This is a genomic window from Nonomuraea sp. NPDC005501 (assembly GCF_040605905.1).
Taxonomy (GTDB): domain Bacteria; phylum Actinomycetota; class Actinomycetes; order Streptosporangiales; family Streptosporangiaceae; genus Nonomuraea.
The window spans coordinates 14,747-27,331 of sequence record NZ_JBEXDT010000071.1 but is presented as its reverse complement, the minus strand read 5'-3'; the positions used below and the strand labels follow the sequence as shown (position 1 = coordinate 27,331).

Here is a 12,585-nt window from a genome sequence, read left to right as displayed (position 1 = left end):
ACAGTCAGTCCCCGCGATCCCGGCAGGGGACACTTAAGGCGAACGACATTGTTGACAACTGTCACGCAGAGCTACTTGCCCTGAGTGACGGCGACCCGAGTGCCGGGCCTTGAACGCAGCGACCGGCGGCACCTCACTCGGCAGCGATATCCAGGGCCGCGCCGAAGCGTAGGAAGCCGGCGATACGGGGGGAGAACGTGAGCGGGGTCTGCTCGCCGAGCGACGAGCGCAGACCCGCCGCCACCTCGGCGTCCGGCTCACCGAACACCTCGAAGTGCTCCACCCGGCAGTGCTTCATGACGTCCTGGATGAACGGGTCCGCGAGTTTCCAGTGCAGGCGGACAGCGTCGGAGTCCCGATAGAGCTGGAAGCTGTGCGCGAGCATCCGCTTCTCGTCCACGAAGGTCTGCACCATCAGCTGCGGGCCGTGCTGCTGCGCGAACTCCACGGCTCGGGCGATGGCGTTGCGGAAATCCTCCAGGTGGCCGTCGGTGATTCGCATGGTGTTGCGGAAGAGGAGGATTGTTTCGTCGTGGTGGCTCATGACGCGATTCAGCCTTCCTTCGCCAGCAGCTCGAACAGGCTCGAGAATCCCTGTTCGCCGTGACCGTCGGCGATCCGGCGATCCATCAGTTCCTTGACCTGGCGCATCCGCACGGCTTCCACGCCGACGGACTCCCGGTGGTCGATCATGTCGTCCATCAGCGCGGCCTGGACGCGGATCGGACCGAGGTCCGGCGGGTATTCCCCGCTCGCGACCGCCGTGGCGATCGCGGTCAGCAACGGCGGATATGCGGCCAGCGAGCCGGCGACGCGCTCGCCGAACTCCGTCACGTCGACCCCTTCCGCCCGAACCAGCTTGAGCACGTGCAGAAAGCCGATGAGCATCTCGTAGCCCATGGCGACCTGGGCCATGAACTCCACGGCGGCCAAGCCGGCGTCCTCGCCGTGGTAGCCGACGCCGCCCAGCTCCCGCAGGGTCGATGCGTGGGCATCGAAGGCGCTGCGGGAACCGCTGAGCAGGACGGTGACGTTCGGTGTGCCGACGTACGGCGGGTCTCCCATGAGCTTGCCGTCGATGTACTCGGCACCGCGCTCACTCGCCCAGCGCTCCTTGGCGCGCGCCTGGGCGGGTGAGCCGCTGGTGAGGTTCACCAGCACCTTGCCCGCGACGACGTCATCGACCGAGGCCAGCACTTCGTCGACCGCCGCGCTGTCGAGGAGGCAGACCACGACGAGCGGGCTGGCCGCCACCGCCTCCGCGGCCGTCGCGGCCGCCGTGGCGCCGGCGTCGACCAGCGGCGCGCTCTTGCTCGCCGTCCGGTTCCAGACCGTCGTGCGATATCCGCGTTCGACGAACGTCCTGGCGATTGCCGAGCCCATGGCACCCAGCCCGAGCACGGTGACCCGGCTCGCCGCGGTCGTGGGGTTGTCGGTCATCTCTGTTGTCGCCATCATGGCGATCCCTTTCGTGTCGGATTGGGTGAAGTAATTGCCGCCGGCTCGACCCGGGAAGCCCATCCAACAGCGGTCATGCTGTGCTCGCCGGGTCGACGCTCGATAGCTTGTCGGGATTGGGGCTGCCGAAGATCTCGTGGACGCGTCCGTCGCGGATGCCAAAGGTGACCAGCTGCCGCTGCCCGCCGATCACGGCCAGATCGCGGGCTCGCCGTTGGCCTCGACCAGGCGGGCCTCCTCCAGTGGATACCGGGACATCAGCCCGGCCACGAACGCCAGCACGTTGGCGCGACCGGTGACCGGCCGCAGCGCGGCGCGCACCTTGCCGCCGCCGTCGTTGTAGGCGATCGCGTCCTCGGCCGGCAGTTCCGCCAGCTCCGTCACGTCGCCGTTCTGTGCGGCGCTCAGGAAACGCTTAAGGAGCTCGGTGTGGTCGCTGGTGGCCGGGGTGAACCGGCCGCGGCCCCCGACCAGGCGCCCCACCGCCCGGTGATGCCACCGCCGGCAGGTCGCGAACGGGCTGGCGAGGATCTCGGCGCGCCACACGCGGGTTCTCGACATTCTTGGTGGACTTCGCAGATTTCCTGGCGTACCGCAGTGGGATACGGCGTGGGCGATCCTGCGAGCCATCCATCACGACTACACCGCACGACCGGTCAGCCGACCAGCAGCGTGGCGATCGCCGGGCCGAAGGCGGCGCCGAGCAGGTAGGCCAGGTTGAAAAGGCCCATCGCCGCGGGGCGCGCCGCTTCTGGCACGGCCGCGCCGGCGCGGGTGGCGAACGCTCCCTGTCCGGAGGCGGCCGCGACCGAGGTGAGCCCCTGGGCGACGAGCAGGGCGAGGGGAGACGCCCCCAGAGCGGCGCCGGCAGGCAGCGCCGTGGCGGCCACCAGGCCCGCCAGTGCGACGCCTGCCACGGCCAGCGCGGGGAAGAGCGTGGCGAGGACGCTGAACGACACTCTCGCGGTCAGCGCGATCACTCCGTAGGACGCGAGCCCGCCGAACAGCAGCGGCCACGTGATCGCCACTCCGACCTGGGCCCCGGTCCAGCCCACGCCCTCCGTGAGCAGAGGCGGCAGGGCGTACATCATCCCGAAGTTCGCCACGGCCAGCAGGAAAGCCGCTCCGGCCGCGACCGGGAAGACCGGGGACCGCAGCACCACGGCCGGCACGAACCCGTCCGGCCGCTTGCGTACCCACAGCGCCAGGGCCACCCCGGCGGCCACCGCGACGGCGCCGGCCGCCTGCCAGGCGTACGGGACGAACACCAGCGCCGTGACCAGCGCCGTCAGCAGCATCGCGCCGGGCAGGTCGAGCCGGGCGGCCGACAGCGGCGTGTCCGGCCGCCGGCTCAGCACGGCCGGCACGGCGAGCACGCTGAGTACGGGCAGTGCCAGCGCGGCGCGCCAGTGCAGCACGCTCGCGGCCAGGTCGCCGGCCAGCGGCGCGGTGGAGCCGACCGTTGCCAGCGACGCTGTGACCAGGCCCATCGTCCGGGCCGAGGCGGCGCGGCTCATCGCGATCGTGGTCAGTCCCGCGGTGCCGAGGCCCTGTAGCGCGCTCCCCGCCACCAGCAGCGGCAGTAGCGGCGCTGTCACAACGAGGACCGTGCCGAGCAGTACCAGCGCGGCGCAGGCCGCCAGGGCGGTGCGGGTGCCGCGCCGGATCTGCAGGCCCGCCATCAGCGGGGTGCCGACCGCGATGGCCCAGCCGAACGCGGTGACGATCCACGTCATCGCGGGGGTCGTCAGGCCCAGGTCGCGGGCGGCGTCCGGCAGGACCAGCGCCGGTCCGGCGATGCCGAAGGACATCGGTCCGGCCAGCAGTCCCAGCCACCCGCTGGGCACGCGCCCAGCTGTGCGCCGCTGCGCGACGCGCTCCTCGCCACGGGCGTGGGTGGTGAGCCCACTCCCTGAAGGGCCGCTGCTCACCTCCGAATCGCCTTTCGGGGTGCGTGTCACCTCCGCACGGGCTGCGTGCGGGCCGCGCGACCCTGCTGCGGGGGCCTCGCCATGACGCCCTGCTCGATCGTCGGCGCCGGGCAGGAAGTCGCGCCTCATCGGGCGCCCGCTTCAGTGAGGGCCGGGTAGTCGGTGTAGCCGTGGTGGTCGCCGCCGTAGAAGGTGGCGGGATCGGCCTCCGTGTACGGCCCGCCCGCCGCGATCCGGGCCGGCAGGTCGGGGTTGGCCAGCCACAGCCGGCCGTAGGCGACGGCATCCGCGAGGCCTGAGCGCAGCGCCTCGATCCCGTCCTGCGGGGTGGCCTGGGCGTCGCCGTCCGTGGGATGCGGGTTCAGGATCAGCGTGCCGGGCCACTCGGCGCGCAGCAGCTTGGTGACGCCGCGCGTGCCGTTCTCCGACACGTGCAGGTACGCCAGCCCCAGCGACTTAAGGGCGCGGGCCAGCTCGGCGTAGAGTGCCTCGGTGTCGCTCTCGGCCATGCCGTTGTAGGTGATGCCGGGCGAGATCCTGATGCCGGTGCGAGCCTGTCCGATCGTGTCGCTGACCGCCATGGCCACCTCCGTGGCGAACCTGACGCGCCGCTCCACCGAGCCGCCGTAGGCGTCGGTGCGCCGGTTGGTGTTGTCCGACAGGAACTGGTGGATCAGATAGCCGCTGGCCCCGTGCAGCTCCACTCCGTCGAACCCGGCCTCGATCGCGTACCTGGCCGCGGTCGCGAAGTCGTCGACGGCACGGGCGATGTCGGCCATGGTCATCTCGCGGGGCGTGGGATGGTCGAGCAATCCCTCGGGGGTGTACAGCCGCTCTCCCGAGGCGATCGCCGAGGGAGCCATGGGCAGCTCTCCACCGGGATAGAGGACGGGGTGACCGATGCGTCCGGAGTGCATCAGCTGGACGAAGACGCGTCCGCCACGCCGATGCACCTCCTCGGTGACGCGCCGCCAGGCGGCCGCCTGTTCCGGCGTGTGCAGGCCAGGGGTGTCGATGTAGCCCTGCCCGAGCGCGCACGGCTGGGTGCCCTCGGTGATGATCAGCCCTGCGGCGGCGCGCTGGCCGTAGTACTCCGCGGTCAGCTCGGTGACCAGCCCGCCCCGGGCCCGGTTGCGCGTCATCGGCGCCATCACAAGGCGGTTGGGCAAGGTCAGCTCACCCATGGTCATGGGCTCGAAAAGATCGTCCACGACGGTCTCCCTCCGTCTTGCTTGGTGTGTTTGCGCTGATCCGACGGTATGAGCGGGCGATTACGGGCCGAATCGGTAAGGTTTCGGTAGTTGCCTACGGAGGTTGGGGCGTACGTACATACGGACGGAGGCGCCGGTGCTGTACGGCAGGGCGAGCGAGCAGGCGGCGATCCGGGAGCTGATCGACGCCGCGCGCGCCGGCCGCAGCGGAAGCCTGGTCCTGCGCGGCGAGCCCGGCATAGGCAAGTCGGCGCTGCTGGCGTGGGCCTGCCGGGAAGCCGCGGCGGGCGACCCGCTGCGGACGCTGCGCGTCACCGGCATGGAGGCTGAGGCCGACCTGGCGTTCGCCGGGCTCGTCCAGCTGGTGTGGCCGATGCAGGAACACATCGCGGCGCTGCCCGCCCCGCAGGCCGCCACGCTGCGCGCGGTGCTCGGCGAGGACGGGACGGTCGGGCGCGACAGGTTCCTGTCGGGGCTGGCCGTCCTCACCCTGCTGGCGGAGGCGGCCGAGGACGGCCCGCTGCTCTGCCTGGTGGACGACGTGCAATGGCTGGACCGGGCGAGCGCCGACGCGCTGCTGTTCGCGGCCCGGCGGTTGACCGCCGAAGGGGTCGCGATGCTGTTCGCCACGCGCGAGGAGGGCTTTCCCGCGACCGGGCTGCCGGAGCTGCGGCTGTCACGGCTGTCACCGCAGGACTCGGCGCTGCTTCTGGAGGAGCGCGGGCTCACGCCGGTCTTCCGCGACGAGGTGATCGCCGATTCGGCGGGCAACCCACTGGCACTGATCGAATTCGCCGCCGCGCGACGCCGCCACCCCTCCGCCACCGGACCCATGCCGGTGCCCGACCGGCTCCTCGCGTCGTTCCGCTCCCGCATCGGGCAGCTACCGCAGCGGACCCGCCTGATGATGCTGACGGCGGCAGCCGAGGGACGCGGGCACCTGCCGACGCTGGTGGGCGCCGCGGCTGCGCTCGGCGTCGGGGTCGAGGACCTGGAGGAGGCCGAGAAGGCGGGGCTGGTCGACGTCACGGGCAACGTCATCGCCTTCCGCCATCCCCTCATCGCCACCGCCGCCTACCAGGGCGTACCCCTGGCGCGGCGAGTCGCCGTCCACAAGGCGCTGGCGGAGACGGCCATCGAGGAGGGCGCACGCGCCCGACATCTGGCCGCCGCCACCACCTCGCCCGACGAGGACGTCGCCGCGCAGATCGCACGCGCCGCCGAGCGTGCCCGCGCCCGCATCACGTACGCGTCCGCGGCGCGCCTGTACGAGCAGGCGGCGGGCCTCACCCCCGACCCGCGCATTCGGGCGGCGCGGCTGGGAGAGGCGGCGTCACTGGCCCTGTCAGCCGGCCAGGCGGCGCAGGCCGCCGCCCTGGCCGACGAGGCCGAGCGCCTGGTGGACGACGGCGAGTCGCTGGCGCGGCTGGCTCGGGTGCGCGCCGTGGTGGAGTTCGAGCTGGGCGAGCGGCGGCTGGCGGCCCGCGTGCTGGTGGAACGGTCGGCGCACGCTGACCCGGACTCGGCCGTGACGATGCTGCGCACCGCCGCCGGGTACGGATGGTTCAGCGGTGACCGGGAGTCCATCCGGGAGGCGGCGGCGCGCCTGCTCGCGCTGGGCCGGGCCGACCCGATGGTGCTGGGCCTGGCCCATCTGATGGAGGAGGACTACGCGCGGGGGCTGCCGCTGCTGGCGGACTTCGTGGCGGGCGCGCCGCGCGCCGTGCCGGACGTCCTGAGCGGTCCCCGAGCTGCGGGGCCGGAACAGCCGGACGACTCCGTCACCGACGACATCACCATGTCGTGGGCCTGCTTCTGCGCCATGATCCTCGGCGAGGACGCGGTCGCCGCCGAGCTGGCCGAGGCACAGGTGGCGCGGTGCCGCCGGCACGGGCTGGTGGGAACGCTGCCGCAGGTGCTGCAGGACCTGGCCGGGGTGCAGGTGCTGACCGGACGGCACCGCGATGCCGAGGCGTCCGTGGCGGAGGCCGCGCGCATCGTCCGCGACACCGGGCTGGAACAGCGGCTGCCCCGGCTGAACGCTGTGCTGGCCAAGGTCGCCGCCATCCAGGGCGACGAGGAACGCTGCGCACGTCTCGCGTCCGTCGAGCCAGACACCGGCGGCATGGCCGGCATCGCCGCGCTCAGTCTGCTCGACCTGGGCCTCGGCCGGTACGAAGCCGCGCTGCACCGGCTGGAGACAGCCACGCGAGGACCGCTGCGGCACGCCGGCGGCCTCGTCGCGGCCGGGGTGGACCAGGTGGAGGCCGCAGTGCGGCTGGGCGAGCCGGACCGGGCCGCCGAGCCGCTGCGCCGGCTGGAGGAGTGGGCGCGGGCGGGCGAGCAGCCGTGGGCGCACGCCCTCGCCGCGCACGGCCGGGCGCTGCTGACCAACGACGAGGACGACTACCTGCGCGCGCTCGCCGCGCACGAGCGCGTCGACCGCCCGTTCGAGCAGGCGCGGACCGAGCTGCTGTACGGCGAATGGCTGCGGCGCGCCCGGCGGCGCAGCGACGCGCGCGTCCCGTTGCGCTCGGCCCTCAAGACCTTCGAGCGGCTGCGCGCCCAACCCTGGGCGGAACGTGCGCGCGCCGAGCTGACGGCGACCGGAGAGTCACCCGTCGCGGCCGAACCCACGGCCGCCAACCCACTCGACCGGCTCACCTCACAGGAGCTCCTCGTCATCCGGCTGGCCGCGGACGGCGGCACCAGCCGGGAGATCGCCGCCCAGTTGTTCCTCAGCCCGCGCACCGTGGAGCACCACCTCTACCGAGCGTTCCGCAAGCTCGGCATCCGCTCCCGCCGCGAGCTGGCCCACCTCGACCTGGCTTCCTCATGACTGCCGAGCACGCGGCGGCCGCCTTGCGACCGTGCGTGAGCGCGATGGAAGTTCCTCCGGCGTCCGCCCGGCGCGCACCAGTTCCACCGTCTGCCGGCGAAGCTCCGGCGGATAGGTGTTCGGCACAGCAGACTCCTTCTTCCGGGAACCAGGGTTCCCCAGAGATCAGGTGTCCACCAGACCGGGCCAACTCCAGGGTGCGGTTGCCGGTCGGGCGCACCGGCCAGTGCTGGGAGAACGCGCTGGCCGAATCGTTCTTCGCCACCCTCAAGGGCGAGCTCCTCGATCAGCGGTCCTGGCCTACCCGTGCCGCTGTCCGCAGCGCGATCTTCGAGTTCATCGAGGGCTGGTACAACCTGCACCGCCTGCACAGCAGCCTGGGCTACCGTAGCCCTGCCGACTACGAGGCAGTAACGGCGGCCTGACCACCACAACGATGATGTCCGTCAAAGCGGATCAAGCTCAACGCGGACCGGATTGCCTTGTACTTGTCGGCCCTCCGCTCTCGAGCGTGGCCCCAGCCCTAAAGTAGGAATTGATCTTGGGTGGCGTCCTTGTGAGGGGCGTCGGGATTAGAAGATTTAACGACACCCTCTGGCTGGGCCCTGCAAGCCCCTCTCGAAAATTGGACATCGAGTAGCGAACCGTGACGTCTGTCGGTTCCTGAAGTCCTCTGCACTGATTCCCGAGGTCGTCTTCAAACTGACTGATCTGAACGCGCCTTGCTCATCCGAGCTTCGCCGACGCCCTCCGCGACGCCCTCCGGACGGAGCCGACGACCCCGCCGGCACTGTGACACCCGACCAATCTCGCCCCGGCCTCCGAGCCCACTTGATTTTCAGGACGCGGGTTTCCGGGAGCCCTGGTCGCTTCGGTGTCCTTTCGGTTCCTGTAGGGCGATCGCCGCGTCGTTGTCGGAGACGTCGTCCGCAAGTAATCCGTTTGTGTATCACCACAGCCCGCTGTCAGTATGAGGGCCCATGCGTCACCCTCTTGACACGCTGGACTGGCCGATTTCCACCGAGCGGCTGCTGTTGCGCCGGGCTTCCCCCGACGACCTGGACGCGACCTGGGCCTTCCGGCAGCTGCCGGAGACTCACGAATGGGTCGCGGCCGCCACAGAGACCTACGACGACTACCGTGAGCGTTTCCTCCGCGAGGAGCGGCTCGTGGACCTGCTCATCGTCGAACTGGACGGCCGGGTGATCGGCGACCTGACACTGAAGGTCCAGGACGGTTGGGCCCAGGAAGAGGTCGCTGACCAGGCGGAAAGCGTCCAAGGAGAGCTCGGGTGGACGCTCGATCCCTCCTACGGCGGCAAGGGCTACGCCACCGAAGCGGTACGCGCCCTCATCGACATCTCCTTCAAGAGTCTTGGCCTGCGCCGCCTGCACGCGGACTGCTTCTACGACAACGAATCCTCGTGGCGGCTGATGGAGCGGGTCGGGATGCGCCGCGAGCAGCACACGGTGAGAGACTCACTCCACCGCACCAAGGGATGGCTCGACGGTCTCTCATACGCGCTCCTGGCCGAGGAATGGCCCGCTCACGAGTGATTACGGCGGAGACGCTTGGGAGCCCCCGCCGGGAGGAAGATCACGCTGTCACTCATACACGCGGCCGCTCTCCTGCCGGCGCTGCGGCTGGAACCCAGGGACGCCACCGCACCGGCACGGCTCAGTGCGTTCGGCGTGATGGGGCGAGGATGCCGGTGATCTCGGCGACGGCTTCGCCGCCGGGGCGGATGTAGCGCATGGCGGTGCGGGGGTTCTTGTGCCGGGTCTTGGCCATGATGAGCTGGAGCGGGACTTTCTGCTCGCCGAGGTGGGTGGCGGCGGAGTGGCGGAGTGGCGGAGCTGGTGGGGATCGAGGCCGATCTGGGATGTCCATGAGGACGCGGACGCGGTCGTAGCCCAGGCGGGGCTGCCCGGTGTGCGGGCAGATGTGCTCGGGGCCGGGGCGCCGTGCGGGGACCGGCCGCTGGTCGGCGAGGAACAGCGGTCCTCGCGTGCGGACGGGCCCGTCGGCGTGGCCGTCGGGAAGCTCGAGAGCCAGAGCATGTCAGAAACGAGCCCATACGATTCCGCCGTCATCGCGCGGTCCCGGCAGGAGCCCGAGGTGTTCGCGGAGATCTTCCGCAGACACGCGCCCGAAATCAAGAGATTCGTCATCCGCCGCCTCGGACTCGACGTCGCCGAGGACGTGGTGGCGGAGACCTTTCTCGCTGCCTTCCGCCAGCGCGGCCGCTATGACCTGGCCAGGCACGACGCCCTGCCCTGGCTGTACGGCATCGCCACCAATCTCATCGGCCGCCACAAGCGCACCGAGGCCCGGCAGCTGAACCTGCTGGCCCGTACCGGTATGGACCCGGTCACCGAACCCTTCACCGCGCGCAGCGACGAGCGTCTGAGCGCCCACGCCGTACAGCGAAGCCTGGCCGCCGCGCCGCTCGGATTCGGCCCGGTGCGCCTCGCACAGCGCCTCCAACTGGTCGCGGCCCTTCTTGTGGATGGCGGCCATGCGCTTACAGAACATGGTCACCACCTCATCGCGGGTACTGGTCCGCACGGTGTGCAGCAGGCTGATGATCAGCCTCAGCCGCTTGTCCTCGGCCAGCACCTTGCGCAGGTCGGCCACGTCAGTGACCTTCGCCTCACCGGCGAAATGCGCCACCTTGCCCGGCGGCACGCCTTCCAGCCAGTCCTCGGTCGGGCCCAGCGCGTCCAGGTGGCGCAGGAACTTCAGCCGCGTCTTGAACTTGATCAGCGAGGCGGCCTGGGCCACCTCCTTCAGCTTGTCGAACTCGCGCGCCGACTGACCGGATCCACCAGCAGCAGCCGGCTCAGCCGTGCACGCGCCGCCCCATCCACCCGGCCCGCGACCATCGCGAACAAGCCGGTGTTGATCTCCGTACGGATCGTCGCGGTCATCGCGTCCAACGTGGTGTAGCCCGGTAACTCACACCGGGCCCGCACCAACCCTCCAACGCCACGTTGATCAGGTCCGCCGGATTGTCGGCATCACCCGCCCAAACCGCGGATACGCCGTCCGATCGATCGACGTCATCCAAAAACTCCCGGAAAGATCAGAGCTGGCAGCGCTCCTACCTTAGCGATCAATCCCTCTCGCCACCACGCGGCCCGTTTCTGGCGTATTCCGGCCGGCCCCCCCTGAGGACGGGACGCGGACGGGACGAACCTGCTCTGCGCCCGCTTGCCGGCCTCCACCGCCGCGTTCCCGCGCTCCAGCAGCTCCGCCTGGTACTCCGCGAGCGCCGAGGCGAGGTCGCGCTCGCCCCGGCCGGCCTCGGCCAGCCGCTGGGCCAGCAGGACGGCGTCCAGCAGCGCGGTGTTCGCCCCGTTGCCGCCGCTGGCCAGGGTGAGGTGCGCGGCGTCGCCGAGCAGCGTGACGCGGCCTGCCGGCCAGGGCGGCATCGGCCGGTCGAAGACCTTGGACCGGCCGACGACGTTCATGTCGGCACCGCGCACCAGATCCCGCAGGTCGGGGTGCCATCCGTCGATGAGCTCCAGCGCCGGCTCGCGCGCGTCGCTCCGGCCGCTCTCGCGTGCCGCCGGGTGCCTCGGCGGCACCAGCAGAACCCATCTCACATAGCTGTCCCGGTACGGCATGCCCAGGCCGGGGGCCAGCTCGGCGGCGGCCTCGGACGGCTCCCTGCCGAACTCCATCCGACCCAGCATCAGCGTGGTGCCGGGGCCCTTCACCATCGTGCCGCGCCCCGGCACCAGCTCCAGGAAGCGGCCGGTGAGCGGGGTGCGGCCCATCGCCCCGCACAGGTCCGCGTCGACGAGACCGACCTCGGGCGCCAGGTACCGCCGCACCACGGAGTTCCCGCCGTCGGCGCCGACCAGCACCTCGCCCGTGGCCCGCGTGCCGTCGGCGAAACGCGCGGTCACGGTCCCGTCCGCCTCCTCGGCGACGCCTGTCAGCCGCTTGCCGTGCTCGACCCGCCGCCCGAGGTCCCCGAGCAGGATCCGGCGCAGCACCTGCCGGTCGAACGCACTCGCCTCCTCCGGCGGTCCCGGCAGGTCGCCGCTCAGCAGCGTGAGCTGCTCGTCGAACAGCAGCCCCGGCCCGGCCAGGCTGCCGCTGGTGACCTCGACCAGCTCGTACAGCCGTTGCGGCAAGCTGCCGCGCAACGCCTCCATCGCCGGCGGCGCGAGCCCGATCCGGTAGCCCTGGGCCCGCTCGCCGCTGCCGTCGTCAGCCTCGTACACGCGTACGTCCAGGCCGGCGCGAACCAGTGCGTGCGCGATCGTCAGCCCGCCGAGCCCTGCCCCGATCGCCAGAATCCGTGTCACCGTGACCCTCCCGTCCCAGGTGAACAACGTTCACGTGTACATTGTTCACGTAGGCGGCACCGGCAACGGCGTGCACCGACCAGGGAGGTGTGTGTGGACCGGAGGTTCGCCGGGCGCTCTCCAGGCAGCGGTGAGCGACCTCGGACGACTCGCTGCCGGAGGCGTGCGAGAACGTGCCTGCGGGGGTCCAGGCGCCCCTCGCCCACCGGGCCGACGCGACGACGTCGCGCTGGTCGAATACGTACGTCCGACCTGCGGCGGGTGCTCGGCCTCCGGGGTCAGCCGGGCGCTCGCCGACGGAGCCGGCGTGTCACCGGCCCGGCGTGCCCGGGGGCCGGGTCCGGCCGAGCTCGGCCAGGCGGGCCAGCGCGGGCAGGGCGCCGGCGATCGCCCGCCGCTGCTCGGCGGTCAGCTGCGCGACCAGCGGAGCGAGGTGGCGCGTGCGGTCCTCGTGGCGTGAGCGGCCGATCCGCCGGCCGGCCTCGGTGAGGCGGACGAGGACGGCGCGCCCGTCGCTCGGGTCGGGGCGGCGCTCGACCAGCCCGTCGCGCTCCAGCCGGGTGACGAGCTGGGTGATGGCGGGCTGGCTGACCTGCTCCGTCCTGGTCAGGTCGGTCAGCCGCATCGGGCCGTCGGCGCACGCGAGGGTGTCCAGCACCGACAGCGTCGTGAACGACAGCTTCTCCAGCGTCGGCAGCCGGATGTAGAAGCGGTTGAAGCTCTCGACGGCCGCGGTGAAGGCCTCCACGTCCAGGTCGTCGTCCGGGGTCTCGTCCACGCCCCCAATATATCGCGAACTTATATAAGATGCTTATGATGTTGGCCGA

12 protein-coding genes and 1 pseudogene are annotated in these 12,585 nt (G+C 71.4%); 4 read left to right on the top strand and 9 right to left on the bottom strand.

Going from position 1 to position 12,585, the window contains the following annotated elements:
* Positions 1 to 133: 133 nt before the first annotated feature.
* From ABZS51_RS29395 to ABZS51_RS29375, 5 genes are all read right to left on the bottom strand, one after another.
* A complete protein-coding gene (locus ABZS51_RS29395) occupies positions 134 to 544 on the bottom strand; it encodes a hypothetical protein (protein ID WP_355447568.1) in 411 nt (136 codons plus the stop codon).
* Between the two features lie 8 nt (positions 545 to 552).
* A complete protein-coding gene (locus ABZS51_RS29390) occupies positions 553 to 1,521 on the bottom strand; it encodes an NAD(P)-binding domain-containing protein (protein ID WP_355447565.1) in 969 nt (322 codons plus the stop codon).
* Positions 1,522 to 1,647: 126 nt separating this feature from the next.
* Positions 1,648 to 2,019, bottom strand: a complete 372-nt coding sequence (locus ABZS51_RS29385; RefSeq protein ID WP_355447562.1) for a hypothetical protein — start codon at positions 2,017 to 2,019, stop codon at positions 1,648 to 1,650.
* A 95-nt stretch (positions 2,020 to 2,114) separates the two neighbouring features.
* A complete protein-coding gene (locus ABZS51_RS29380; RefSeq protein WP_355447559.1) occupies positions 2,115 to 3,305 on the bottom strand; it encodes an MFS transporter in 1,191 nt (396 codons plus the stop codon).
* A gap of 209 nt (positions 3,306 to 3,514) precedes the next feature.
* Complete coding sequence (locus ABZS51_RS29375) at positions 3,515 to 4,600, bottom strand: alkene reductase (RefSeq protein ID WP_355447556.1); 1,086 nt, start codon at positions 4,598 to 4,600, stop codon at positions 3,515 to 3,517.
* Positions 4,601 to 4,736: 136 nt separating this feature from the next.
* Between ABZS51_RS29375 and ABZS51_RS29370 the strand changes: the two genes are divergently transcribed.
* The 3 genes from ABZS51_RS29370 (at position 4,737) to ABZS51_RS29360 (ending at position 8,995) form a co-directional block, all read left to right on the top strand.
* Positions 4,737 to 7,439 carry an AAA family ATPase gene (locus ABZS51_RS29370; RefSeq protein WP_355447553.1) on the top strand — a complete coding sequence of 901 codons (2,703 nt, stop codon included), beginning with the start codon at positions 4,737 to 4,739 and terminating at the stop codon, positions 7,437 to 7,439.
* A gap of 203 nt (positions 7,440 to 7,642) precedes the next feature.
* Positions 7,643 to 7,864, top strand: a complete 222-nt coding sequence (locus ABZS51_RS29365; protein ID WP_355447549.1) for an integrase core domain-containing protein — start codon at positions 7,643 to 7,645, stop codon at positions 7,862 to 7,864.
* 555 nt (positions 7,865 to 8,419) lie between these two features.
* Positions 8,420 to 8,995: a GNAT family N-acetyltransferase gene (locus ABZS51_RS29360; protein ID WP_355447547.1), complete on the top strand. Its 576-nt coding sequence runs from the start codon at positions 8,420 to 8,422 to the stop codon at positions 8,993 to 8,995.
* Between the two features lie 121 nt (positions 8,996 to 9,116).
* Here ABZS51_RS29360 and ABZS51_RS29355 read toward each other — a convergent pair whose 3' ends face one another.
* On the bottom strand, positions 9,117 to 9,329 hold the full coding sequence (locus ABZS51_RS29355; protein ID WP_355447544.1) for a hypothetical protein: 213 nt from the start codon (positions 9,327 to 9,329) through the stop codon (positions 9,117 to 9,119).
* Between the two features lie 168 nt (positions 9,330 to 9,497).
* On the opposite strand from ABZS51_RS29355, the pseudogene ABZS51_RS29350 reads away from it, so the two are divergent.
* Positions 9,498 to 9,713: pseudogene (locus ABZS51_RS29350) on the top strand (sigma factor); the annotation flags it as partial.
* A gap of 515 nt (positions 9,714 to 10,228) precedes the next feature.
* Here ABZS51_RS29350 and ABZS51_RS29345 read toward each other — a convergent pair.
* The 3 genes from ABZS51_RS29345 to ABZS51_RS29335 all read right to left on the bottom strand — a co-directional run bounded on the left by ABZS51_RS29345 (position 10,229) and on the right by ABZS51_RS29335 (position 12,536).
* On the bottom strand, positions 10,229 to 10,369 hold the full coding sequence (locus tag ABZS51_RS29345) for a hypothetical protein (protein ID WP_355447643.1): 141 nt from the start codon (positions 10,367 to 10,369) through the stop codon (positions 10,229 to 10,231).
* 132 nt (positions 10,370 to 10,501) lie between these two features.
* Positions 10,502 to 11,758 carry an NAD(P)/FAD-dependent oxidoreductase gene (locus ABZS51_RS29340; RefSeq protein ID WP_355447541.1) on the bottom strand — a complete coding sequence of 419 codons (1,257 nt, stop codon included), beginning with the start codon at positions 11,756 to 11,758 and terminating at the stop codon, positions 10,502 to 10,504.
* Positions 11,759 to 12,068: 310 nt separating this feature from the next.
* Positions 12,069 to 12,536 carry a MarR family transcriptional regulator gene (locus ABZS51_RS29335; RefSeq protein ID WP_355447538.1) on the bottom strand — a complete coding sequence of 156 codons (468 nt, stop codon included), beginning with the start codon at positions 12,534 to 12,536 and terminating at the stop codon, positions 12,069 to 12,071.
* Between the last annotated feature and the right edge of the window lie 49 nt (positions 12,537 to 12,585).

Bases quoted from the DNA above. Each gene is read 5' to 3' on its own strand.
- ABZS51_RS29360 (WP_355447547.1), top strand. From the start codon at position 8,420: ATGCGTCACCCTCTTGACACGCTGGACTGGCCGATTTCCACCGAGCGG.
- ABZS51_RS29345 (WP_355447643.1), bottom strand. From the start codon at position 10,369: ATGACCGCGACGATCCGTACGGAGATCAACACCGGCTTGTTCGCGATG.
- ABZS51_RS29385 (WP_355447562.1), bottom strand. From the start codon at position 2,019: ATGTCGAGAACCCGCGTGTGGCGCGCCGAGATCCTCGCCAGCCCGTTC.
- ABZS51_RS29355 (WP_355447544.1), bottom strand. From the start codon at position 9,329: ATGGACATCCCAGATCGGCCTCGATCCCCACCAGCTCCGCCACTCCGC.
- ABZS51_RS29395 (WP_355447568.1), bottom strand. From the start codon at position 544: ATGAGCCACCACGACGAAACAATCCTCCTCTTCCGCAACACCATGCGA.
- ABZS51_RS29390 (WP_355447565.1), bottom strand. From the start codon at position 1,521: ATGGGCTTCCCGGGTCGAGCCGGCGGCAATTACTTCACCCAATCCGAC.